Below are 25,150 nucleotides of genomic sequence, written 5' to 3'. Positions count from 1 at the left end.
AATAGATATTGATATAAACACTTGAATGCTTTATAGATTTACTTTGTTATCTCTCATAAAATTTCAAAAACTTGACGGGCTATTTACACGAAAAAATTTCTTCATATATGTATATATAACCCTATCTACATGTAAAAATAACCACCTCAAAGGTTGGCTATGATAAATCTATTTAAGTGTGGTTTATACTTAAACAAATCACCTTATTATTGTATATAAAACAACTAATATATTATATAATTTAATTAAAAGACATATAAAAAGCAATAAAAATGCTAACATACAATTTTAAGTACCACTACTTCATTACATTCTTAAAACCATTATTTTACAAGTAAAAAGAAGAGCTAGGCAAATCGCCTAGCTCTTCATATTCACTATTACTTTTCTTCTTTTTTATTACGTCGTCTGAATAATAATAATGATCCTAATCCCGCAAATAATGCTCCAAAAATAGTACCTTGCTTACTATCACTTTCACCAGTTTCAGGTAAAGCCTTATCTTCATTATTACCTTTGTTATCAGTATTATTTGAAGTGCTACTACCTTCATTTAAATCTGGCACTTGATTACTTGAATCTGCAGAGGCATTATCATCATCTGTATCAACATCATCTGTGATGCCGTCTCCATCTGTATCTGCTGGATCTACTACATCTGATACACCGTCGTTATCTTTATCTGTGATTGTTGATGACTTATCATCTGACTCTTCGTCATTTGTATAACCATCATTATCTGTATCTTCTTCTCCGTCTGTTACGCCATTACCGTCGGTATCTTTGTTCTTCGGATCTAAGTTAGAAGCTTCTTCATCACTATCGTTAACGCCGTCATTATCATCATCTGTATCAACATCATCTGTGATGCCGTCTCCATCTGTATCTGCTGGATCTACTACATCTGATACACCGTCGTTATCTTTATCTGTGATTGTTGATGACTTATCATCTGACTCTTCGTCATTTGTATAACCATCATTATCTGTATCTTCTTCTCCGTCTGTTACGCCATTACCGTCGGTATCTTTGTTCTTCGGATCTAAGTTAGAAGCTTCTTCATCACTATCGTTAACGCCGTCATTATCATCATCTGTATCAATATCATCTGTGATGCCGTCTCCATCTGTATCTGCTGGATCTACTACATCTGATACACCGTCGTTATCTTTATCTGTGATTGTTGATGACTTATCATCTGACTCTTCGTCATTTGTATAACCATCATTATCTGTATCTTCTTCTCCGTCTGTTACGCCATTACCGTCGGTATCTTTGTTCTTCGGATCTAAGTTAGAAGCTTCTTCATCACTATCGTTAACGCCGTCATTATCATCATCTGTATCAACATCATCTGTGATGCCGTCTCCATCTGTATCTGCTGGATCTACTACATCTGATACACCGTCGTTATCTTTATCTGTGATTGTTGATGACTTATCATCTGACTCTTCGTCATTTGTATAACCATCATTATCTGTATCTTCTTCTCCGTCTGTTACGCCATTACCGTCGGTATCTTTGTTCTTCGGATCTAAGTTAGAAGCTTCTTCATCACTATCGTTAACGCCGTCATTATCATCATCTGTATCAACATCATCTGTGATGCCGTCTCCATCTGTATCTGCTGGATCTACTACATCTGATACACCGTCGTTATCTTTATCTGTGATTGTTGATGACTTATCATCTGACTCTTCGTCATTTGTATAACCATCATTATCTGTATCTTCTTCTCCGTCTGTTACGCCATTACCGTCGGTATCTTTGTTCTTCGGATCTAAGTTAGAAGCTTCTTCATCACTATCGTTAACGCCGTCATTATCATCATCTGTATCAACATCATCTGTGATGCCGTCTCCATCTGTATCTGCTGGATCTACTACATCTGATACACCGTCGTTATCTTTATCTGTGATTGTTGATGACTTATCATCTGACTCTTCGTCATTTGTATAACCATCATTATCTGTATCTTCTTCTCCGTCTTTTACGCCATTACCGTCGGTATCTTTGTTCTTCGGATCTAAGTTAGAAGCTTCTTCATCACTATCGTTAACGCCGTCATTATCATCATCTGTATCAACATCATCTGTGATGCCGTCTCCATCTGTATCTGCTGGATCTACTACATCTGATACACCGTCGTTATCTTTATCTGTGATTGTTGATGACTTATCATCTGACTCTTCGTCATTTGTATAACCATCATTATCTGTATCTTCTTCTCCGTCTGTTACGCCATTACCGTCGGTATCTTTGTTCTTCGGATCTAAGTTAGAAGCTTCTTCATCACTATCGTTAACGCCGTCATTATCATCATCTGTATCAATATCATCTGTGATGCCGTCTCCATCTGTATCTGCTGGATCTACTACATCTGATACACCGTCGTTATCTTTATCTGTGATTGTTGATGACTTATCATCTGACTCTTCGTCATTTGTATAACCATCATTATCTGTATCTTCTTCTCCGTCTGTTACGCCATTACCGTCGGTATCTTTGTTCTTCGGATCTAAGTTAGAAGCTTCTTCATCACTATCGTTAACGCCGTCATTATCATCATCTGTATCAACATCATCTGTGATGCCGTCTCCATCTGTATCTGCTGGATCTACTACATCTGATACACCGTCGTTATCTTTATCTGTGATTGTTGATGACTTATCATCTGACTCTTCGTCATTTGTATAACCATCATTATCTGTATCTTCTTCTCCGTCTGTTACGCCATTACCGTCGGTATCTTTGTTCTTCGGATCTAAGTTAGAAGCTTCTTCATCACTATCGTTAACGCCGTCATTATCATCATCTGTATCAACATCATCTGTGATGCCGTCTCCATCTGTATCTGCTAGATCTACTACATCTGATACACCGTCGTTATCTTTATCTGTGATTGTTGATGACTTATCATCTGACTCTTCGTCATTTGTATAACCATCATTATCTGTATCTTCTTCTCCGTCTGTTACGCCATTACCGTCGGTATCTTTGTTCTTCGGATCTAAGTTAGAAGCTTCTTCATCACTATCGTTAACGCCGTCATTATCATCATCTGTATCAATATCATCTGTGATGCCGTCTCCATCTGTATCTGCTGGATCTACTACATCTGATACACCGTCGTTATCTTTATCTGTGATTGTTGATGACTTATCATCTGACTCTTCGTCATTTGTATAACCATCATTATCTGTATCTTCTTCTCCGTCTGTTACGCCATTACCGTCGGTATCTTTGTTCTTCGGATCTAAGTTAGAAGCTTCTTCATCACTATCGTTAACGCCGTCATTATCATCATCTGTATCAACATCATCTGTGATGCCGTCTCCATCTGTATCTGCTGGATCTACTACATCTGATACACCGTCGTTATCTTTATCTGTGATTGTTGATGACTTATCATCTGACTCTTCGTCATTTGTATAACCATCATTATCTGTATCTTCTTCTCCGTCTGTTACGCCATTACCGTCGGTATCTTTGTTCTTCGGATCTAAGTTAGAAGCTTCTTCATCACTATCGTTAACGCCGTCATTATCATCATCTGTATCTGTTATATCTGCAACTGTATCTTTATCAGTGTCTCTATTAACACTGATAATAAATGTTTCGACAGTTTGTCCACCTTGACCATCATCTACTGTTACTTGAACTTCATAGTCACGAACTTCTTCAGTATCTTTCCAATCATTTACTTGTGGAGTACCTTCTATTTGTCCAGTTGCTTCATTATAACTAACGCCTTCGGGTAAGTTTGTAACCGTTGTAGTTAACGGATCATTGTCATCATCTTGAGGTGTAATGCTAATAGGAGTTATACTTTCCCCCTCAGTAATAATTTGATCCTCAATAGGATCAATTGTAGGGTCATTATTACCTATTTCTGGTTCATCATCAATAATATCTGGTACACCATCATTGTCATAGTCATAAAAATCTAGATATGATGTAGCATACGAACCTTCTAAAGGCTGGAATGGTGCTCCATTATCAGATCGATTATCTACATAATCTGCTTCTAACCAAGATGAAAAGTCTAAACGCGCATCTTCTGTACTTTCATTTAAATCTTTAGCAATTTTTTCTAAAGTAATACCAGGAAGTAATGAATAAGATAATGTGTAACTTCTTGATTGTCCTAATGCACCGTAAAATACATTTCTATCTAATTCACCTCTAGCATTATTTAAATCCCTAATTGTATTATTATCTAAGATTGAGATGCTATCTACTTTACTAGTATCAACCAAGCCCTTGTCGTCTGCAAAAACATTAACAACTCTATTTTCACGGATTTTATTACCATTTTCATCTGATACATAAAGTTCAATATTATTTAAATCTATATAAGGTAATAAGTCTTGAGGAACTTGCTCTTTAATATATAAAACCCAATTATAATCCGTTTGTAAAAAGTTTTGGTTTGGCTTAAATGTGTGAACTGAATCTATTGTTTGATTATCTTTATTATAATGAATTTGATTTTTAACTTTTCCAGCTGTAAAGTCTGTACTCTTACTGTTATCTACATCTGTATTAACAGTTGGACTAATAAATGATGTATCAATACTCTCAGCAGCAACTTCACCTTTATTATTAGTCCAAGTATGTAGTACATATACAGGTTTATCATTGGTATAACCTAAAGACTGCAGTGTTTGATTATCTTTTAAATTAATAATTAAATCATGATTGGTAACAACACCAATTAATCCAGAATTAACCGTCCGACCGTTCACTGGCGCACTCCAGTTTGATCCATCACTATTTGATGTCATTTGAACACCATTTAAAGTAATAGATTCAATTTGACTTGAAAATGCTTCTTGTGGGAATGATAAATTAATATTACCTCCATTTCTAAATTGACTTGAAGTAGCTAACCATTTTGTTAATTGCAATTTAATTGAACTACTATCTGCATTTTCAAATTGATTTAACCCAGCATATCTTAAAGAAGTATCTTCATTTACTGTTGTTGCATCATACTTTAAATCTCTCAATAAGTATGCTAAATCAGAATCAGTTGGGAATTGATATTTTGTTTCATTTGGTATATCAGCTGCTAAAGTATTAATTGCTGAAAACATACGAGTTGCTCTAGTAGCCAATGGCTGTTCACTATCAATCTCGTTAGACAAGTTTATTAAAGCCGCCTTCAAAATCTCATCATTAATTTCTTCTGTTGTTGCATTATTATAGTCTATATTAGCAATTTCTATAATCGCATCTGCTTCTTCTTCAGATAACTGCTCTGTTAAATATTGATTCACTATTTCTTCTTTATTTTCTGTATTTTCAAGCTGTTCTTGTAAAGTGGAAGTATTAGTGTTTAAATCAGTATCCTCTGTTACTTCTTCAGTACTTGATTGCTCTTCTTTTGTTACTTCTTCAGTACTTGATTGCTCTTCTTTTGTTACTTCTTCAGTACTTGGTTGCTCTTCTTTTGTTGTCTCCTCAGTACTTGGTTGCTCTTCTTTTGTTGTCTCCTCAGTACTTGGTTGCTCTTCTTTTGTTGTCTCCTCAGTACTTGGTTGCTCTTCTTTTGTTACTTCTTCAGTACTTGGTTGCTCTTCTTTTGTTACTTCTTCAGTACTTGGTTGCTCTTCTTTTGTTACTTCTTCAGTACTTGATTGCTCTTCTTTTGTTACTTCTTCAGTACTTGATTGCTCCTCTTTTGTTGTCTCTTCAGTACTTGGTTGCTCTTCTTTTGTTGTCTCCTCAGTACTTGGTTGCTCTTCTTTTGTCGTCTCCTCAGTACTTGGTTGCTCTTCTTTTGTCGTCTCCTCAGTACTTGGTGTTTTTTCTAATTCAGACGACTGTGAAGAATTTTCTTTAAAAGAACTTCCATTATCAAAACTTACCTGACCTGTAGTATTCGATATCTCATCTGCTTTTGCTTCATTTCCAATACCAAATACTAATGTAGCACCAATTAATAGTGAAGCTGTTCCAACAGTGAATTTACGAATTGAATATTTATTTAGCCTATTTGGCAAAAAATCATACTTTTTCCCTTTCATTTAGATTCCTCCCAATAGTTGCAATTTAAAATCACTTAATCTAAGTATATAACATTAGTAAGATAAGTCAATTTAATTTTGCCCAATAGAATTAATGTTTACTTGTAATTTACAAAAATAAAAAACGACTTAAACTTCAAGAAACTATATAAAGTTCATCAATATAATAAAGAAAATATGGATCTATATCAAGAATACGGACACAGTAAAAAGAGAATTCTTGACATAGATCCAAACCTTCTCTTACACCCTTCAACAAATAACCAAAAAACTCTACATGTGAAGACATTTATCTTGTCTTACAATGTAGAGTTTTATATAGATATAGGTTCTGTTGCAAAGTAAAAAAATATAGCTAACCACTAATATGTCATGTCAGTGTTCGTTTAACTTGCTAGCATGATGCTAATTTCGTGGCATGGCGAAAATCCGTAGATCTGAAGAGACCTGCGGTTCTTTTTATATAGAGCGTAAATACATTCAATACCTTTTAAAGTATTCTTTGCCGTATTCATACTTTGATATCTTGTCTTTCTTACTTTAATATGACGGTGATCTTGCTCAATGAGATTATTCAGATATTTCGATGTACAATGACAGTCGGGATTCAGTTTAAACGTTTTAATAACTTTAGCCATGGCTACCTTCGTTGAAGGTGCCTGATCTGTAATCACTTTTTGAGGTTTACCAAATTGTTTAATGAGACGTTTGATAAACGCATATGCTGCATGATTATCACGTTGCTTACGCAACCAAATATCTAATGTATGCCCCTCTGCATCAATGGCACGATATAAATAGCTCCATTTCCCTTTTATTTTGATGTACGTCTCATCAATACGCCATTTGTAATAGGCTTTTTTATGTTTTTTCTTCCAAATTTGATACAAAATCGGAGCATATTCTTGAACCCAACGGTAGACCGTTGAATGATGAACGTTGACACCACGTTCTCTTAGAATTTCAGATATATCACGATAACTCAGTGCGTATCTTAGATAGTAGCCAACGGCTACAGTGATGACGTCCTTGTTAAATTGTTTATATCTGAAATAGTTCATATAGCATACTCCTTTTTGTTAAAATTATACTATAAACTCAACTTTGCAACAGAACCAAAATAACCAACGCCCTTTCGGTTTTTCTTTTATCACCTCTTCAATCACTTTTCGAGCGTGATAACTATTTTTCATCGCACGCCTCCAATTACAAACCGGACATAACTTCGATTTACAAAACCACGTTTTATATAATTTCAAATAACCTTCATCGGTCGGTTTGAATTCTAAGACATTGCCGCATTGTTTAACATTATGCGCTTTTTTGATTTTTAAAATTTCCAGAATATCCGCGTAACTCACATTGTCTATTTTTTTCTCTTTCCACGGCCGTTGTTTCCCACTTTTCGTTAAATCTTTTAATGTTTCATCATCTTGATTTTTGTTTATATGTTTTGTATGATTATTATGCATAATAAAACACCAACATTCCAACAATTTTGTTTTCCACCTAGAAAATCAACAAAAACGTTGATATATCAACGTTAAACGCACATTCTTAAAAAGAACGTTATTTCTATATAGTATCAAGACAAGAAGAAACTCGTTTTCAACTCGTTTCAAAACCTCTAATAAAGTTTTATCAATTTTACTTGGGGTAAAATTTAATAAAGGAGGATATCATGATGAAAAAATTATATTTAACAAAAGTTTTTTATTAACTTTAAGTCTTATTATTACTTTTTTCGGTATATTCAATAATCCAACCCAAGCAGAAAGTAGTTCAATCAGTGAAAAAGAAATCAATACAATACAAAAGTCTCTAAAATACGATATTCAAAATGAAAAATATGTTTTCAATACAGAATACGCTACAAATAATGGATTGACACAAAAACAAGCAGAAAATCTTAAAACATATTTCGAAAGTATGAATAAAGACCAAATAGAGAAATTTAACCAAAAAATAGGGTTCAAACCCGATTTAGATTCAAATAATAATGAAGGTACATCTACACGTATAGCCCCAGTACTCGGTGTAATAGGAGGAGCAGTAGCAACTAAATTGCTTGATGAAATAATGAATTATGGAATTAAAAAAACTTGTCAGTCTAACAAAGGAAAATGGGCAGCTTTTGATGATTATTGTTCTACTAATGGTCATTTATAAAAAATAGCTCTAGTAAGGTGATTTTATGAAAATAACAGAAATAGTAACTAGTTATTGGTTTAGTTTATTTGTAGCTTTAATGTTTGCAACGTTTAGCACTTCTACTGCATCATTTACTAACATACAAAGTATCGGCGAAGTAATAATATTTGCAATTATATTTATAGTTAAAGTAAGTATTTTATTTTTAGCTTATAAAATCATCTCAACCCTCATTGTAAAAGTATTAAGTTAATCTTTATTGCTTTATTCCAATTGCTTTATTGACAATGAGCCTCGGAACCCTTAACAAACCCAAAACTTGTCGAATGGTCGGCTTAATAGCTCACGCTATGCCGACATTCGTCTACAAGTTTAGTTAAGGGTTCTTCTCATTGATCAATAAATTTTCTCGGCATAAATGCGTGCTTATTTTATGTGCTTTTTTACCCCTACATTATGTATTAGTTTATACGTTGATTCATGGGTTAATTTAACGTCATACCATAAACCACCCCATAAATCAGGTACATCTGAAGAAACTCAGAATTAAAGGCTATTCAATTCCTCGTGACTATCTTAGTTAAACTCTGTTTAATTAAGAGTTTTATTTTTCCATTGTCCAAGGGCGCACTTACACACCTGAAAAGGTGTCGTGCTAAAAACAAAATTTGCGTGTGATAATCCAATACCCTTATTTTGCATTTTAAGGGGGTATTTAGAGCAAACTTTAAAAATATATATTTTTTTACCTGTATAATTATATTTGTTTCTTAAAACGCAAATATGAGCCAAATAAGAGGTGTTCTTTATGACAATAAACTTTGAATTTACATTTTCCGTATTTGATAAAACATCAAAAGAAATTTCTGAACTATGTAATATCCCTAACGACCAACGAATTCAAAATGTAATTAAAATCATGAAAGAACAAAACATATCAGATACTGATTTTGAATTTCTTAAGATTTATGATTTTTATTTTGCAGATAATCCAGACATCAATTTTTAACAATTCCAGTGTCGATTTTTTAAGACACTGCCCAGTTACATCCAAATTTAAAAATTAGCATACAAACTGGTCAACCATGCCGGTTGAACACTATAGTTCCTACGGAGGTAAAAAAGCATAAAAAAACGCTAGCTTTTAAGCTAACGCTACAAATTTTTCAAAAAATAATTTTGTTTTTCAAAATTCCAGATTGCCGTAATTGAATGTGCTTTTTCTTCTTCATCTGTCGTTTGTTCTTCATCACTTGTATTAATTAAATTACCGTCCTCTGAGTCATCTAAATTTAAAATTTTATGCTTTTGTTTAAGCAAACCACCATAACTCAACATACGTTTTCGATACAAGCCGTATTCTAAATCTCTCACAATTTCTTGATTTCTTTCATCATCATCAGTTAAATAATCTGATGATTTAACCGAATATTTTGAGGTCTCTTTGATTGCTGCTTGAATATCTTTATCCCCCTTTTTATTCGGTTTGATCGCTTTGATATTTGCAACTGGACGATAATCAACTTGTAATGCTTTTTGCCACAAATCAATCCATTCTTCTTGAGTTATATAATTAGCTTTATTCTTAAAATAACTATTTTCGACACACATCAACACATGCATATGTTGATTATAACTACCGTCATTTTTATTAACTGTCACTTCTGTTGACCTCATAAAACCAATTAAATTTTTACTAATTTTTTTATACTTAAACAATCTTCTAAATGATTCTGTTAAATGTTTTAAACTTTGATCTAACGTATCCCCATCTATCGCATTTCGTGTCGAAAGTGTTAAAAATAACGGTTCTGTTGCAAAGTAAAAAAATATAGCTAACCACTAATATGTCATGTCAGTGTTCGTTTAACTTGCTAGCATGATGCTAATTTCGTGGCATGGCGAAAATCCGTAGATCTGAAGAGACCTGCGGTTCTTTTTATATAGAGCGTAAATACATTCAATACCTTTTAAAGTATTCTTTGCCGTATTCATACTTTGATATCTTGTCTTTCTTACTTTAATATGACGGTGATCTTGCTCAATGAGATTATTCAGATATTTCGATGTACAATGACAGTCGGGATTCAGTTTAAACGTTTTAATAACTTTAGCCATGGCTACCTTCGTTGAAGGTGCCTGATCTGTAATCACTTTTTGAGGTTTACCAAATTGTTTAATGAGACGTTTGATAAACGCATATGCTGCATGATTATCACGTTGCTTACGCAACCAAATATCTAATGTATGCCCCTCTGCATCAATGGCACGATATAAATAGCTCCATTTCCCTTTTATTTTGATGTACGTCTCATCAATACGCCATTTGTAATAGGCTTTTTTATGTTTTTTCTTCCAAATTTGATACAAAATCGGAGCATATTCTTGAACCCAACGGTAGACCGTTGAATGATGAACGTTGACACCACGTTCTCTTAGAATTTCAGATATATCACGATAACTCAGTGCGTATCTTAGATAGTAGCCAACGGCTACAGTGATGACGTCCTTGTTAAATTGTTTATATCTGAAATAGTTCATATAGCATACTCCTTTTTGTTAAAATTATACTATAAACTCAACTTTGCAACAGAACCTTTCTTATTACGTCATGTTGTTACCCGAAGAATACTAAAGGAAGTGAGTACTATGAATACGGTCAAAAGCACCATACACACAGAAGCAATTTTTAGCGACGATGAACAACATCGTTACTTACTCAAAAAGACTTGGGATAAAAACAAACCCGCATGTACAGTGATAACGATGTATCCTCATTTAGATGGCGTATTATCACTCGATCTTACCACTGTTCTAATTCTTAACCAATTAGCGAATTCTGAACAATATGGCGCAGTATATCTTGTAAATCTATTCTCTAATATTAAAACTCCAGAGAACCTTAAACATATCAAAGAACCTTTTGATAAACATACAGACATCCACTTGATGAAAGCGATAAGTGAAAGTGGCACAGTGATACTAGCTTATGGTGCCTATGCGAAGCGGCCAGTTGTTGTAGAACGTGTTGAACAAGTAATGGAAATGTTAAAACCTCATAAAAAGAAAGTCAAAAAGCTCATTAATCCAGTAACGAATGAAATCATGCATCCACTCAATCCTAAAGCACGTCAAAAATGGACATTGAAATAAAAGGAGGATTATCTATGAACTATGAAACCGCACAGTCAGACTGGCGAACGGTTGCTAATTGTTTAGCATCACATGATTATATATCTATCGTAAAAGGACTAGTACATCATTTTACAGCAATTGAAGATGAAGAAATATTGGATAAAATCTATGAGGATTTTATGAATGATGACTCTATAACAGCGGTACTTAATAATGATTTACAGACAATTATTAATGACTACTTATCAAAATGAAAACACATTATTTAATAAAATAAGAGCATCCTTCACTTTTCGGTGAGGGAGGCTCTTATTAATTTAATTTTTTATGATAAATAAATTTAATTTAACAATTTGTCATTAAATTGTTCTTTAAATTCTTGACGTTTTAATGCTTCATCAGAATAAAAACATAAACCAACTAATCTAACGTTGTCATTTTCAGCGAGTACTTCAATATCTTCTCTCTTATTGATAGATAACATAAACTGTTCTTTCCACTCATCATTTAATAATAAATGTTGTCCTTTAGGTTCTACAAACACTTGATAAGTATAATTATCATCTTTTAAATAGAGTAAGAAATCAGGCATAAATCCTTTAACACCATCAATTTCTCTAAACTTAATTTTACGTTCATTACGAATTAAATAGACTTCATCATATTTTTTTTGTAAATCTTCCATCATATTATTGATTAAATCGATCAAATCACTCTCTAAACCATTTACAATCGCTTTATCATAAATATACCAATCATGTTGAGTCATATTTTTTGGTCGTTTCTGACTCTCTAAATCTGAAACATCTCTATTAACATTATTAACTTCAACAACGTAATCATCGATTAATTCTGATATCTTAATACCTTCAAAAATCGTTGTACCTTTAACTTTTAGATAATTATTTTTTATTTTTGTTTCCAATTTGCTCAAATAATCATTTAATACAGATAATTTAATTTTAGGTGTTATATCACTGACATCCATTTCTTTAGGAATAGTTACGCTTATATCCAAATTGCCTAGAAAATCTTTTGATTCAATAAAAGTCTGCATACTTGTAATACTTGGTACGTACTCTTTTAAATTAGAATATCTAAAAAATGGATTACTTCTTAATGCTTTTTGCAATAATGGTTTGCTTAAACTTAGTTTCACTTCTTTACGATTTTCAGCTATTCTTTTAATATCTTGAATTAAATTTGATTCACTCGTTTTATATAAATCTTTCTGATGTGTTCTTGTCGCACTATAATTCTCTAAACTTTTATAATCATCTGGTGTTGTCGGGATTGTTTTATTGATGTATATTTTTCCATTCTTAAAAAGTTCTGTTTTTTTAAATTTACTTTTTACTTTACCTTCGTGCACTTCACTGATATCTGCATTGGTTTGTACCTTTGCTTCTGTTAAAGATTGATGTAAGTTTTTAATATAAGAAGAATCATTAATCGTATGATAATGCAACGTTTCAATAACTTTTAAATCACTAAATTCATTGTCAAATCTACGTTTATAAGATTTCTCTTGATTATAGATAAATGGATAATATCTAGCTCCTCGACCAATAAGTTGCGCTTCTGCATTTGTAGCAGCTTTGTTCACTTTCTTCTTCTCGTCGATTTTTACAATATCAAAAAGATTTAAAACATCCCAACCTTCATTAAGTTTGTACACTGCAAAAATAGCTCTTATAGGATTATTAAAATCTTCTAGATTATTTAGCAATTGTGCATTTTTTTCTTTCTCTTTATCATTATTTACATTTAATGTTGTCTGTTTATTAAAATTCCATTTCAAGTCATCTAATACCTTTATTAAATTAGATTGTTTATAAAAGCTAAAGACTTTACTCCAAATACTATTTTGACCAGTGTAAAATTTATAACCAGCTTCAACAATTTGTTCTAATTTTTCTAAAGTTAACTGTTCTAAATAGTCTAACATTATTTGATGTAATTCCTGTGATCCCTTTATAGTGGTAGATTGAAACATAATAACAGGTTTAAGTATAATGTCATTTATTTCAGCTACGTATTTTTTATATTCACTCATCAATAAAGCATGTAGTATTTTTAATTCATTTTCTTCACTTGCATGTAGAAGCGTTACATTTTTCGAATAGCCTTGATGCATGAATTCTTTTAAATCATAACGATATAAAATTCTATCTTTATATTTTTCAAAAATATCGTCTTTAAGTTGTACCGTAGCCGTGAATTCTAATAATTTATTACTAGTGTTTTGCTTCATAATTCGCTCAACTGTTACTTCCCAGTTAGTTTCTTCAATTTCTACTTTATTCTTTTTCCCTTTTTTCTTTGTACTCACATTCAAATGATGAGCTTCATCAGCTAGTAATACCAGTGGAAATTGAGCCAAATCTTCATATGTAATTTCATTTTCTCTTGGATAATTTAATTTGTCATGTAAAGAATTAATCGTTGTCAATTTAAGATAGATTGTATTTTCATCTGGTAAAGAAGGATAATTCTCTACAACTTGAATACTAATTGTTTTACCATCAATCACTATACCATTTGGATTGAATAGATACTTATTAGATGCGGTATTAGTTAAATTGTCATATGTTTTATTAACAATCGCAGTACTATTAACAAAAAATAAAAAGTTTTGATATCCTTTTTCTTTAAATAAATATAATATTGAAGCAGCTAAAACGAGCGTTTTACCAGAACCTGTCGCCATATTAAACATTAATTTGTTATATAAATTACCATTATCTTGGTTTTCAACATACATTAACCTTTGAAACGCTTCTTCTTGGTATGGTCTTAATCGATGATTCAAATTGTCGATAATATAATTAGGTATTTCTGGATATTGTAAAAATAATTGATTTTCAATACGATCATGTAGCATTTCTGACATTATTACTCGCCTCCATAGAAACTATGATTAAATGCTATTTCATCTTCTGTAAAATTATATGCAGTATCCTCAATATCAGAGTAATTAACATATAGTTGATTGCTATCTAAGACTCTAATCAATACTTCTTTTTGCTCTTCAAGCTTCAATTCATTGAATTCTTTCTTAGTATTTGTGAACTCATTAAAGTCTACTTCATAATTAAGTACACCTTTGCTTAATAAATCATCGATTTGTTCGTTAAGTTCTTCTTTAGTATTACTATTTATAATTCTATCTATGATTTCTTGGTTTTGTTTTGCTAATTCTACGTACACAAAAGAACCTCCACCTTGCCAACCTATTGATTTCGATATACCGCTTTGTTCGCCTCCAATGACATTCTGTAAACGGGGTACAGAAATACTATTGATATACTCCATTTGTTCGATACCAATATATTGTCTATTCAATTTATGAGCCACAGCTTGAGTAGTCGCTGAACCCATAAAAAAATCTAATACGATATCTCTTTCATTAGTAGTTAATTCAATAATTCTTTTCAATAATTTTTCTGGTTTTTTACCATTTTTTAATTTCACTTTGCCTTCATTAGCTATGCCCGCCCAAGAAATATCTGTCCATAAGTCTGTTAGTAGTTCTGTAGGTGTTAATCTGCCATCGATTTCTTTAAGTTTATTTTTATAAAAAGCTAATGAACCTCCGTTATATAAATATAATGAACCTATATCTCTTTTAACCTCTATGACCTTATCAGTGTTTTTAGATTCTTTTAACAAATTTTTTAATTTTTCTGTAGGATTATGAGGATCTCTTATCGATACAATTCTCTCAGCATTTTCAAGAGCAAACTTTTCAATACCTTTATCTCGGACTACTTTCCATTCAGACCCCCACACTTCTTTAGCGTGTTTATTATCATTGATATTTTCTACTTCATAGTATTTTTCAACTATAGGTTTAATTATCCATTTATTTGATTCTTGATCATAATTTTCAATATATCTATTATAATTACTATCATAACTAACTGGAACATATCCTTTTTTAAAATCTACCTCAGATTTATCTTTTGCATAATACAAAATGTATTCTGTTACATCTATAGGGCCAGGGTTAACTGTTTTAAACCCAGCAGGTGCAGAAGTTTTACATGAAATAACTTGAACTTTGTTCTCTGAACCAAAAATATCATCCATTAGAACATTTAGATAACCAAGTTCATGATGATCACATTGAACAAGTATAACACCATCATAACTAAGTAATTCTCTAGCAATTTCTAATCTATTTTTTATAAAAGTAAGCCATGAAGAATGATTAAATTTATCATTATATTTAAAGCTATCACTTCCTGTATTGTAAGGAGGATCAATAAAAATAAGCTTGATTTTGTCTTTAAAATTACACTTTAAGTTATGTAAAGCAATCAAATTATTACCTTTAATAATTAAATTATCGTTTTTATTTAATTGAGAAACAGCATTTTCGCCGTATCTATCATATTTTTTTATATTAGTTAATGCTTTAGATGATAATAATGTATCTATTTCTTCTTTAGCAATTCTTTGATTATAAAATCTTTCATCATTCTTCAAAATACTGTTCTCTTTTGTCATACTTCCTTCAAGTACACAATCTTTAAATGGAAAATCTAATACCACATCTGAATTGTAATTTAAATACTTACCTTCAGTGGTTAACCCAATTTTGTTAGCATATTTAGTATAGCTATCTTGCCAATAATTTTTATAGCGTAGCATTGAAATAAAAGCTTCTTTGTCAAAAATTTTATATCCATCTATATCTTGAACATATGCTTCATTGATAGTTTGATTAGATAGAAGCTTAGAAATTAAATTGTTATCATTATTTCTTAAACCTTCTATTATTATTTGCTTTGCTAGTTTATTATTTATCCAATACTTTTCAATTCCATTTAGAACTTTACTGATTTCATCTAATATGTTGGTACTCATAAAATCTCTCCATATAATGAATTTTTATATCAGTACTTATGATAATAGACTTTATTATAAAAATACATAGAGATTGTTAATTTATTAAACCTTTTACGATGAAAATATAATAGATTTGTTAAAAACCGCATCATTTATGATATGCTTCCCCACGCATGATCTTAAATGCGCGATACACTTGTTCCATCAGGATGACTTTCATCATTTGGTGTGGGAAGGTCATTTTGCTGAATGATAGGGCGTAGTTGCTGCGTTGTAATACTTTTTGATGTAGGCCGTTTGATCCGCCGATGATAAATGTGATGTGTGAATTGCCTCTTGTCATGAGGTTATCGATTTCTTTACTGAGTCCTTCGCTTGTTAACATTTTGCCCTGTATTTCCAGGGTAATAACGTAACTGTCTTGTTTGATTTTAGACATGATTCTGTTCGCTTCTTTTTCCTTCACAATTTCTATATCTTTATCACTCATATTATCGGGTGCTTTTTCGTCTGCTACTTCGATGAGTTCTGTCTTTGTATATGCACCTAAGCGCTTATTATATTCATCTACGGCTTGTTTCCAATATTTCTCTTTTAGTTTACCTACCGTTATGATTGTTATCTTCATTTTTATCCACCTTTATTCATCTTGTTAAAAGTTATCCACATGTTATTAACTTATGCACAGTTTTCTTTATTATTATATCAACAATTTTAATTTTTTGTATGTTTTCTAAATATTAAGTCGTTTATTTTTATACATTTTATTATGATTTATCCACGGATTTATATTCATTGTGGATAAATCCGTGGATAACTACCTATATTATTCACAATTTGTGGACATTTGTGTATAACTGTGGGTATATATGTGCACAAACTAAAAAGATATCCCCAACTCTATGATTGGGGATATCTTTTTTAAAGGTAGTATATGGGTGTTGCTTTTTCTTTATCTGTATCACATAAAATGACTTCTTTATTTGTATCAATATCATGTTCGTTTAATACTTGCCCAACACTCATTCTTGCTAAATCTTTCATGTTGTTGTCTTGGCTTAAGTGTGACAGATAGATACGTTTCGTGCTACCTGTAATTACATCAGACATTGCATGTGCTGCATCTTCGTTAGATACGTGACCCATGTCGCTTAATATGCGTTGTTTCGTCTTCCATGGATATTTACCCATTCTTAACATATCCACATCGTGATTACTTTCGAATACAAAGGCATCACTTCCGTGTATCATACCTTTCATGCGGTCTGACACGTAGCCTGTATCTGTAATCATCGTTAACTTTTTATAGTCGCTGTTAAAGATATAGAACTGTGGGTCTATTGCGTCATGTGATACGCTAAATGATTCGATATCCATACCTGCTAATGTCTTTGTTTCATATGGTTCGAAATGGAACTTTTGATCTAGTGGTATGTTTTTATCTTTAGCTTCTATCATTTGCCATGTCTTCTTGTTCGCATAGATAGGTAGTTTATACTTTCTTGCGAGTACACCTAACCCTTTTATGTGATCGATATGTTCGTGGGTTACTAAGATACCTTCTAAGTCGCTGATGTTACGGTCAATTTGTTGAAAGAGGCCTTCTATTTTCTTTCCTGTTAAGCCAGCATCGACAAGTAGGCTTCCTTTATCTGATTCTATATAAGTGGCATTTCCTGTACTGCCACTTGCGAGTACGCTCATTGCGATCACAAGTGTTCATCTCCTTTAATTACTGCTTCTCTTACGATTCTTCTAAGACGGTAGATTCTGGTTTAATGGCATCGATATACAATGTCTTCGTATCTGTTTTACCGTCTTTTTTGGATTTAATTTTGACTTCCCATGACGGTACAAGTACTTGTCCGCCTATTTCTTTAACGACACTGTAGTAGCCTAACCTAACAGACTTTACTTTATCACCTTTTTTAAGGTACGTGTTGTAATACAATGTCTCTAAAGCTGTCTTAGCATCTGCTATTGTGCGTTTATTGTTGTTGTCGCCATTACCTGGTTTAAGTTTGTCTAAATACATTTGTGTATATGACTTAGCTTTACCATTAGCCATATCTATAACGATTTGTCCTTTGTTGTTGTTGAGTATTGGTAAATCTTCATAGTTTTGTTCATAGACGACTTTGCTTTTATCTGTGTTGTTTTTTTTATATTCGTAATCTTTACCTTTAAAAGCATCTTTGTTAATGAAGCTCTTAAATGATGACTGTTTACTATCTTTATCTAAATCTGCATCAATATCTTTATTGATTTTCGTGTCTTTTTCACTTAATGAATAAACACCTTCAAGCTCATCTGAATCGAACGATTTACTACTACCTGTTATGGCTTGCATCTTCTTATCTCGATATTCTGGTAACTGCGGGATATCTATGCCTTCTTTAGCAAAATTAACATCTGATTGTGCGTTTGATTCTTGAACGATAGAATTATTTACTTTATTAAAGTAGACAACGACCAATCCTATATTGATGAGAATAAACACAATGATGAAGAGTGACTTAGCATGTTTCCAATCCATTAAGACAACCCTCCATTCTCGTACCGTTTCCATTCACCGTCATATTTTACATACCATTTCGGTGTAAATTCAATCGTGTCTTGTAAGTTATTAATTTCGTCTTTTGGTAATGATAAATCATAACCAATTGCTATATTCATAACTTTGTTAAAGTCAATTGAACCATTAGAAGCTAGGCTAAATCTGACTTCTTCAGATGAAGGCAATTCATCCGCTTCTTTTTTAGACGGTACGGCTACTCCTGTTGTAATAAGACCACGATTGTATTCATTAATCGTATCTCTACCCCACACCGCTTCTATAGATGATAACTTATCATCATTAAACACTGGGTAATTATTTAAGAACATTTGATAGTCTATTTTACCAGATTTTTCATCTGTACTAAACAGACGGAATTCATCTGTATATCCTGCATGTTCATTAATAAATTTAAATGAATTTGTAATTGATTTTGCCATATCTTTTTGACGATTTTCATCTTCTGATAAATTCGTATAACGATATGTTTGTTTCGCTTCGTTCACAGTAGAAATCCCCGTATTGTTGTTATAAGTCGAAACGTTATGTTCATTACTACGCGCAATCACCGAATCCCCGAGAATTACGTCATTTAATTCAGATACGGATATTTTGTTAGAAACGTAACGGTAAATATTCATATTATCCGCATTCTCTGGTGCATAAATTTGGTAGATTTCATTCGTAGTCATCGCATTTGTAATCATGCCTGTATAAGGTTTCAAATCTGGTGCTGCTTCTTTATTCACCTTATCAATTTGCGTGCTTTTAATATTTGTCTGTAGCTTAACAGCCTTTTGTTTATTCTCACTTAAAAGATACACAACAGCTTCTTTCGTTGATTTCGTATCTACAAGAATTCGATCAAAATTAATATTAGGATAATAATTCATACTCATCCCTAATACTTGGTTCAAGTACATTTCACTCGGAATGCTATTAGGGAAGTCTAAAATCGTATATCTTTCAGATAAATCTTCAAGTTGAACGACTGACTCACTGCTTAGAATATCAATTTTCTTCACTTCTTTACTCAACAATTGGTCAGTAATTTTCTTGATATCTTTCACGTTAGACGTCCCTTTCACGTCCGTGCCATTTCGATTAATCATTCTAAACGGCATAATCACACTATCAATAGGCTTACTAATTTTAGGTCCAATAGAAGGTGTTTCTGTATTCACATCTGTTTCTAAATCTGTTAGTTCAGGTGTAAATGTCCATACGCGGTATGTCATAAACACACTGATAAGCACAAGGATTATGAGGATAGCAGATTTAATCAGTTCTCTATTACGCATCCCAATCACCAAACTCATCTTCCATGACTTCACATGGCAATGTTATATAGATGGATGTACCTTGACCTTCTTTACTGCTCGCCCATATTCTACCTTTATGTGCTTCTACGATTTCTTTAGTGATGGCTAAACCTAAACCAGTACCACCCATTTTACGTGCTCTCGCTTTATCTACTCTGTAGAAACGATCAAAGATTTTATCTACTTTATTAACTGGAATACCGATACCATTATCTTTAATTTGTATTGTCATTCGATTATATAAAGTATTTTGTTTCACATGAAACTCTACACGTTTATGAGATTCTTGTGAGTATTTAATCGCATTTGTAATAACGTTATCAAACACTTGTGTCATCTTATCTGGATCAATTTCAACGAATAAACCTTTAACAGGTATGTCTCTAATGAATGTCACGTTCTTACCTTGTGACATTTCATGTCTGTTAATGATTTTGTTAATAAACATATTAAAATCAATCAATTCAGAGTTCATTTGATCACTTGAACTGTCCATTTTAGAAAGTTGTAATAAGTCATTCACAAGACGAATCATACGATCTGTTTCTTCACGTGTAACATTTAAGAATGTCGGTGCAACTTCAGGATCACGCCAAGCACCTTCTTCTAATGCTTCTATATAACTTCTCATAGATGTTAACGGCGTACGCAATTCATGTGAAACATTCGCAACGAATTCGCGACGTTCATTTTCTAAAATGTGCTGCTCTGTAACGTCATGTAATACGGCAATATAACCATTGATAAAGCCTGTATCTTGAATAATCGTACTGAAGTTAACACGCGCAATAATGCCTTCTTCACTATTAATATCAATAATGAAACTATCATTATTCTCTTGTAAGTCATCTAATGAATAATCATCGTCAATATTTAGAATATCTAATATATGTTTCGCTTCTACATCAGCACGTTCTAGACCTAACATTTTAAGCGCCATTTCATTAATAATACGTACGCGACCACGTCTATCAGTGGCAAGGACACCATCGCTCATATGCGTGATAACCGAGTCTAGACGACGCTTTTCACTTTCCGTATTCGCTTGTGCTTCTTGTACACGTTTAGATAAGTTGTTAAATGACAGCGCAAGTTCACCGATTTCGTCATTTCCGTATATCTTAACGCGCTGCGTATAGTTACCTTTAGACATCTCTAACGTTTGGTTACGCATGTCTGATATAGGTTTCGTAATCGTTCTCGCAATGAAGAAACCGAGCACGATTGTGATCAATAATGAGATTGCTGTACCGATGATGAAGATTTGGTTAATGTTGTTTAACTGTTCGTAAACAGAATCAATATCTGATTCAACATATATATCTCCGACAACTTCACCTTCGTATTCAACAGGTTTATTTTTGATCCATACTCTATTACTATCGGATGAATCATTTTTTAATACGATTTTATCATTAGCTTTTCCTAATGATAACGCCTTTTGTACAGAGCTATCGTTTACTTTTTGATTGACGGTATTTTGATTCGTAGCCTTAGATGTCGCCACAATAATTTGATCTTGATCAATAAACTTAATCTCATCAATTTCAGTTCTATTGGCATAATCATCTAATATACTTTGTATTTCTTTTTGGAAGTTCCGATTTGGATCTTCAGAGTTGTACGTTTTCTTTATGTTGTAATTAATCTGTTTCACGTGCTGTTCAATATTTGTCTTGAAGTTACGTGTCAGTTCTTTCTCAAGACTATTTGTAAAATATAATCCAATAATTTGCATACCAATAATGATTAATAAAACATAAATAACGACAAGTTTAATGTGTAAGGACTGAAACTTCTTTAGCCAATTCATAATATCAGCCTACTCTTGTGTTTGTAGGAAATAACCCACACCTCTACGCGTCACAATATATTCTGGGTGTGATGCATCGTCTTCGATTTTCTCACGTAGACGACGTATCGTAACATCGACTGTACGTACATCTCCAAAATAATCATAACCCCATACAGTTTGGAGTAAGTGTTCACGCGTCATAACTTGTCCAATATGTTTTGCTAAATAATGAAACAATTCAAATTCACGGTGTGTCAATTCGATATCGACACCACGTTTTTTAATTGAATATGCATCAGGGTATACCGTAATATCTTTAATGACGATTTCATTTGTTTCTTCGTCTTCTGTTTGTGTTGGTTGAGAATAATGTCTTCGTAAGTTTGCTTTCACACGCGCGATTAATTCACGTGTTGAAAAAGGCTTCGTCACATAATCATCTGCACCTAACTCTAACCCTAGAACTTTATCAATTTCTGTGTCTTTAGCTGTTAACATAATGATTGGCATTTCAAATTTCTTACGAACCTCTCTACAAACTTCCATACCATCTCTACCAGGTAGCATAATATCTAATAATACGATGTCTGGTTCTTCTGCATATATCAAATCTACTGCGTCATTACCGTCATATGCGCAATAAACATCATAACCTTCTTTTTTTAAATTAAATTCAAGTATATCTGCAATTGGTTTTTCATCATCAACGACTACTATTTTTCTAGCCATACATTTACCTCATTTCTTTTTGAAAATAAGTATCTCTAAGCACACAATTGTGCATGATATCCTATACTATAATTTAACACTATTTGTCTATTAATTCTATTGTTTGACGTTAATCTATGATTGAACAACAAAAAAATGCTTATCGTTATTACGATAAGCATTAAAAGCGGTCCCGACGGGAATCGAACCCGCGATCTCCTGCGTGACAGGCAGGCATGTTAACCGCTACACCACGGGACCTTATGTATAAAATTGAGATGGTGACCCCTACGGGATTCGAACCCGTGTTACCGCCGTGAAAGGGCGGTGTCTTAACCGCTTGACCAAGGGGCCTCTGTTTAACACAAGATTGATTATAGCATGACTAATATACAGAAGACAAGATTTTATTTTAAATTTTTTATATAATAAATATAGAAGTACTAAAAAGGGATGATAATATGGAACAAGCACAAGTTATTAGAAAAGGACATCGTAAATTAAGTAAAGGAGAAATCCTCAAACGATTCATATTTATCACCATCGGCAGTATATTAATGGGGGTAGGGTTAGAATTATTTTTAGTTCCTAACAATTTACTAGATGGTGGCATTGTTGGTATCGCAATTATTTTGAGTCATCTCACCAATTTAAAGCTTGGATTATTTATCTTTCTACTAAATATTCCGTTTTTCTTTTTAGGATACAAGCAGATTGGTAAGACATTCACGATTTCTACAATTTACGCAATTACAATATTATCTATTACAACAGCCTACTTACATCATTTTGATCCTTTTATTAAAGAAGCATTTTTAGTAACGATCTTTGGAGGCGCAATTATTGGTTTAGGCGTAGGTCTCGTAATACGATATGGCGGATCTTTAGATGGTTCTGAAATCAGTGCTATCTTAATCAGCAGTAAAGCACCATTTTCAGTAGGCGAAATCGTCATGTTGATTAACTTCTTCATATTTACAGCTGCAGGATTTGTATTCAATTGGGAATCAGCGATGTTTTCCGTTATTGCTTATTTTATAGCTGCTAAGATGATTGACGTAACCGTTCAAGGATTTGATGAATCAAAAGCCGTATGGATCATCAGTGATACATACAGAGATATCGGGGAAGCCATCAATGACCGACTTGGTAGAGGTGTCACATATCTGAATGGTGAAGGCGCATATACAGGAGAAGATAAAAAAGTCGTATTCTGTGTCATCACACGATTAGAAGAATCCAAACTAAAAGATATCGTAACAGAAATAGATAACACCGCATTCCTATCAATCGGTGACGTGAGCGAAGTAAAAGGCGGACGCTTTAAGAAAAGAGAAATACATTAATCAATCACAGTAACATGCATAAGAATTTATGATTTCAAAGTATAGATAGACGTCTATGATTGCGGACAGTCTTAATTAGGCAGACTGATTAAGTTAGTGCTGGTAGCGCAGTTGGTAGACAACCTTGAAATGATAAGTTTTTATGCTTTTTTGTTGGGTGGGGTTGGTGTGAGAGGGATGGAGGTAGGTGGATGAGGATGGTCGGGGTTGGAAGGGTTTGGAATTTATGGAGAGGCTGGCGATGTATGAGGAGAGTTGGATTGGGTTCGCGGGATTGTTAGGCTCAGGTCGGATTGGTAAGGTTGGTGAGGTTGGAAGGCTATCTCTTGGCTTTATTCAGGACTTAAGCCATGACTGTACTGAACCCAAAAATCTAAACCTTAATTAGTATATTATTTCAAAGGTTTGTCTCCTGTAATTTTTGGGAGATAAGCCTTTTAATTTTGATTTGATTCTTTCGTTATTATAAAAATCGATATATCGATGAATAGCTTGTTCAAGGTCCTGAAAATCTTTAAATTCTTGGCCATAATACATTTCTTGTTTAAGTAACCCAAAAAAGTTTTCCATAACTGAATTATCTAGACAATTACCTTTTCTAGACATACTCTGAAATATTTTATGGTCTTTTAATAATCTAGTGTATTGTGAATGTTGATAATGCCAGCCTTGATCTGAATGAATCGTTAAACGATGATCTAGGTTTGGACGACGCTTTATCATTTCTTTTAATGGATTGATGACTATATCTAATGTAGGACGACTTGAGATTTTAAAGCTGATAATCTCTGAACTATATAAGTCCATAAAAGGTGATAAATATAATTTCTGACCATTCATTAATTTGAACTCTGTAATATCTGTTACGACTTTTTGAAATGGGAGACTTGTTTTAAATCTACGATTTAATATATTTTGAGCTACTTTACCAACTTTACCTTTAAAGGAACGATACTTACGACCTCTATGTGTGAACTTTGTACAAGTTAGATTATGTTCTTTCATAATTCTTAGTACTTTTTTATGATTTACGATAAGACCTCTATTTCTTAGTGCTTGTGTAACACGACGATAACCATAGGTATGGTTTGATTCTTCACATATTTCTTTTATTACTTGAATCAATGTTTCATCTTTATCAGCTTTACTAAATTTATTTATCCAATAATAGTATACAGATTTAGCTATTTGAGCGACTTTAAATAAGATACTTAATCGTATATTATATGTTTCATTTAGTTCCTTAATGA

17 protein-coding genes, 2 tRNA genes and 2 pseudogenes are annotated in these 25,150 nt (G+C 32.7%); 5 read left to right on the top strand and 16 right to left on the bottom strand.

Annotation, left to right across the window (positions count from 1 at the left end; all coding sequences use genetic code 11):
• Positions 1–380 precede the first annotated feature (380 nt).
• From MUA60_RS00250 to MUA60_RS00240, 3 genes and pseudogenes are all read right to left on the bottom strand, one after another.
• Complete coding sequence (locus MUA60_RS00250; protein ID WP_262649054.1) at positions 381–6,032, bottom strand: YSIRK-type signal peptide-containing protein; 5,652 nt, start codon at positions 6,030–6,032, stop codon at positions 381–383.
• A gap of 386 nt (positions 6,033–6,418) precedes the next feature.
• Positions 6,419–7,093, bottom strand: a complete 675-nt coding sequence (locus MUA60_RS00245) for an IS6 family transposase (protein ID WP_118003383.1) — start codon at positions 7,091–7,093, stop codon at positions 6,419–6,421.
• Positions 7,094–7,150: 57 nt separating this feature from the next.
• Positions 7,151–7,504, bottom strand: a pseudogene (locus MUA60_RS00240) (protein rep); the annotation flags it as partial.
• 412 nt (positions 7,505–7,916) lie between these two features.
• Here MUA60_RS00240 and MUA60_RS00235 point away from each other — a divergent pair.
• Positions 7,917–8,201 (top strand): hypothetical protein, encoded by a 285-nt coding sequence (locus MUA60_RS00235; RefSeq protein ID WP_262649053.1) that lies wholly within the window; start codon positions 7,917–7,919, stop codon positions 8,199–8,201.
• A gap of 790 nt (positions 8,202–8,991) precedes the next feature.
• Positions 8,992–9,192 carry a hypothetical protein gene (locus MUA60_RS00230; protein WP_262611019.1) on the top strand — a complete coding sequence of 67 codons (201 nt, stop codon included), beginning with the start codon at positions 8,992–8,994 and terminating at the stop codon, positions 9,190–9,192.
• A 146-nt stretch (positions 9,193–9,338) separates the two neighbouring features.
• On the opposite strand, the pseudogene MUA60_RS00225 reads toward MUA60_RS00230, so the two are convergent.
• Together MUA60_RS00225 and MUA60_RS00220 are read right to left on the bottom strand one after the other, a co-directional pair.
• Positions 9,339–9,989 (bottom strand): annotated as a pseudogene (locus tag MUA60_RS00225) (protein rep); the annotation flags it as partial.
• 60 nt (positions 9,990–10,049) lie between these two features.
• The gene (locus MUA60_RS00220) at positions 10,050–10,724 is read right to left on the bottom strand and encodes an IS6 family transposase (RefSeq protein ID WP_118003383.1); all 675 of its coding nucleotides are present in this window, start codon (positions 10,722–10,724) and stop codon (positions 10,050–10,052) included.
• A gap of 108 nt (positions 10,725–10,832) precedes the next feature.
• On the opposite strand from MUA60_RS00220, the gene MUA60_RS00215 reads away from it, so the two are divergent.
• Together MUA60_RS00215 and MUA60_RS00210 are read left to right on the top strand one after the other, a co-directional pair.
• Positions 10,833–11,336: a DUF1643 domain-containing protein gene (locus tag MUA60_RS00215; protein WP_262609298.1), complete on the top strand. Its 504-nt coding sequence runs from the start codon at positions 10,833–10,835 to the stop codon at positions 11,334–11,336.
• A gap of 14 nt (positions 11,337–11,350) precedes the next feature.
• Positions 11,351–11,572, top strand: a complete 222-nt coding sequence (locus MUA60_RS00210; RefSeq protein WP_262649052.1) for a hypothetical protein — start codon at positions 11,351–11,353, stop codon at positions 11,570–11,572.
• Between the two features lie 86 nt (positions 11,573–11,658).
• On the opposite strand, the gene MUA60_RS00205 is transcribed toward MUA60_RS00210, so the two are convergent.
• The 10 genes from MUA60_RS00205 to MUA60_RS00160 form a co-directional block, all read right to left on the bottom strand.
• Positions 11,659–14,211, bottom strand: a complete 2,553-nt coding sequence (locus MUA60_RS00205; RefSeq protein WP_262614238.1) for a DEAD/DEAH box helicase family protein — start codon at positions 14,209–14,211, stop codon at positions 11,659–11,661.
• A 2-nt stretch (positions 14,212–14,213) separates the two neighbouring features.
• Positions 14,214–16,190, bottom strand: coding sequence for a DNA methyltransferase (locus MUA60_RS00200; protein WP_262649051.1), 1,977 nt, complete (start codon positions 16,188–16,190; stop codon positions 14,214–14,216).
• Between the two features lie 130 nt (positions 16,191–16,320).
• Positions 16,321–16,800 carry a 23S rRNA (pseudouridine(1915)-N(3))-methyltransferase RlmH gene (rlmH, locus tag MUA60_RS00195; RefSeq protein ID WP_262649050.1) on the bottom strand — a complete coding sequence of 160 codons (480 nt, stop codon included), beginning with the start codon at positions 16,798–16,800 and terminating at the stop codon, positions 16,321–16,323.
• 293 nt (positions 16,801–17,093) lie between these two features.
• Complete coding sequence (locus tag MUA60_RS00190; RefSeq protein WP_262650533.1) at positions 17,094–17,876, bottom strand: MBL fold metallo-hydrolase; 783 nt, start codon at positions 17,874–17,876, stop codon at positions 17,094–17,096.
• Between the two features lie 40 nt (positions 17,877–17,916).
• A complete protein-coding gene (locus MUA60_RS00185; RefSeq protein ID WP_262649049.1) occupies positions 17,917–18,708 on the bottom strand; it encodes a two-component system regulatory protein YycI in 792 nt (263 codons plus the stop codon).
• Positions 18,708–20,030 carry a YycH family regulatory protein gene (locus MUA60_RS00180; RefSeq protein WP_262649048.1) on the bottom strand — a complete coding sequence of 441 codons (1,323 nt, stop codon included), beginning with the start codon at positions 20,028–20,030 and terminating at the stop codon, positions 18,708–18,710. The genes MUA60_RS00185 and MUA60_RS00180 overlap by 1 nt, the downstream gene beginning before the upstream one ends.
• Complete coding sequence (gene walK, locus MUA60_RS00175; protein WP_262649047.1) at positions 20,023–21,864, bottom strand: cell wall metabolism sensor histidine kinase WalK; 1,842 nt, start codon at positions 21,862–21,864, stop codon at positions 20,023–20,025. The genes MUA60_RS00180 and walK overlap by 8 nt, the downstream gene beginning before the upstream one ends.
• 9 nt (positions 21,865–21,873) lie before the next feature.
• Positions 21,874–22,575 (bottom strand): response regulator YycF, encoded by a 702-nt coding sequence (gene yycF, locus MUA60_RS00170; RefSeq protein ID WP_262649046.1) that lies wholly within the window; start codon positions 22,573–22,575, stop codon positions 21,874–21,876.
• A gap of 167 nt (positions 22,576–22,742) precedes the next feature.
• Positions 22,743–22,815, bottom strand: a tRNA-Asp gene (locus MUA60_RS00165).
• Positions 22,816–22,833: 18 nt separating this feature from the next.
• Positions 22,834–22,908 (bottom strand) — tRNA-Glu (locus tag MUA60_RS00160).
• Positions 22,909–23,015: 107 nt separating this feature from the next.
• On the opposite strand from MUA60_RS00160, the gene MUA60_RS00155 reads away from it, so the two are divergent.
• On the top strand, positions 23,016–23,900 hold the full coding sequence (locus MUA60_RS00155) for a YitT family protein (protein WP_262642221.1): 885 nt from the start codon (positions 23,016–23,018) through the stop codon (positions 23,898–23,900).
• Positions 23,901–24,284: 384 nt separating this feature from the next.
• Here the strand turns inward: MUA60_RS00155 and MUA60_RS00150 are convergent, their stop codons facing one another.
• Complete coding sequence (locus MUA60_RS00150) at positions 24,285–25,148, bottom strand: IS3 family transposase (protein ID WP_262650532.1); 864 nt, start codon at positions 25,146–25,148, stop codon at positions 24,285–24,287.
• Between the last annotated feature and the right edge of the window lie 2 nt (positions 25,149–25,150).

The organism is Mammaliicoccus sciuri, from assembly GCF_025561425.1.
In the GTDB taxonomy this organism is placed as follows: domain Bacteria; phylum Bacillota; class Bacilli; order Staphylococcales; family Staphylococcaceae; genus Mammaliicoccus; species Mammaliicoccus sciuri_A.
The sequence above is the reverse complement of the archived record's forward strand: the minus strand, read 5'-3'. Positions and strand labels throughout refer to the sequence as shown.

Excerpts from the sequence above, each read along its gene's own strand:
- MUA60_RS00250 (WP_262649054.1), bottom strand. The coding sequence starts at position 6,032 with ATGAAAGGGAAAAAGTATGATTTTTTGCCAAATAGGCTAAATAAATAT.
- MUA60_RS00245 (WP_118003383.1), bottom strand. The coding sequence starts at position 7,093 with ATGAACTATTTCAGATATAAACAATTTAACAAGGACGTCATCACTGTA.
- MUA60_RS00230 (WP_262611019.1), top strand. The coding sequence starts at position 8,992 with ATGACAATAAACTTTGAATTTACATTTTCCGTATTTGATAAAACATCA.
- MUA60_RS00220 (WP_118003383.1), bottom strand. The coding sequence starts at position 10,724 with ATGAACTATTTCAGATATAAACAATTTAACAAGGACGTCATCACTGTA.
- MUA60_RS00215 (WP_262609298.1), top strand. The coding sequence starts at position 10,833 with ATGAATACGGTCAAAAGCACCATACACACAGAAGCAATTTTTAGCGAC.
- MUA60_RS00210 (WP_262649052.1), top strand. The coding sequence starts at position 11,351 with ATGAACTATGAAACCGCACAGTCAGACTGGCGAACGGTTGCTAATTGT.
- MUA60_RS00205 (WP_262614238.1), bottom strand. The coding sequence starts at position 14,211 with ATGTCAGAAATGCTACATGATCGTATTGAAAATCAATTATTTTTACAA.
- MUA60_RS00200 (WP_262649051.1), bottom strand. The coding sequence starts at position 16,190 with ATGAGTACCAACATATTAGATGAAATCAGTAAAGTTCTAAATGGAATT.
- rlmH (WP_262649050.1), bottom strand. The coding sequence starts at position 16,800 with ATGAAGATAACAATCATAACGGTAGGTAAACTAAAAGAGAAATATTGG.
- MUA60_RS00190 (WP_262650533.1), bottom strand. The coding sequence starts at position 17,876 with ATGAGCGTACTCGCAAGTGGCAGTACAGGAAATGCCACTTATATAGAA.
- MUA60_RS00185 (WP_262649049.1), bottom strand. The coding sequence starts at position 18,708 with ATGGATTGGAAACATGCTAAGTCACTCTTCATCATTGTGTTTATTCTC.
- MUA60_RS00180 (WP_262649048.1), bottom strand. The coding sequence starts at position 20,030 with ATGCGTAATAGAGAACTGATTAAATCTGCTATCCTCATAATCCTTGTG.
- walK (WP_262649047.1), bottom strand. The coding sequence starts at position 21,864 with ATGAATTGGCTAAAGAAGTTTCAGTCCTTACACATTAAACTTGTCGTT.
- yycF (WP_262649046.1), bottom strand. The coding sequence starts at position 22,575 with ATGGCTAGAAAAATAGTAGTCGTTGATGATGAAAAACCAATTGCAGAT.
- MUA60_RS00155 (WP_262642221.1), top strand. The coding sequence starts at position 23,016 with ATGGAACAAGCACAAGTTATTAGAAAAGGACATCGTAAATTAAGTAAA.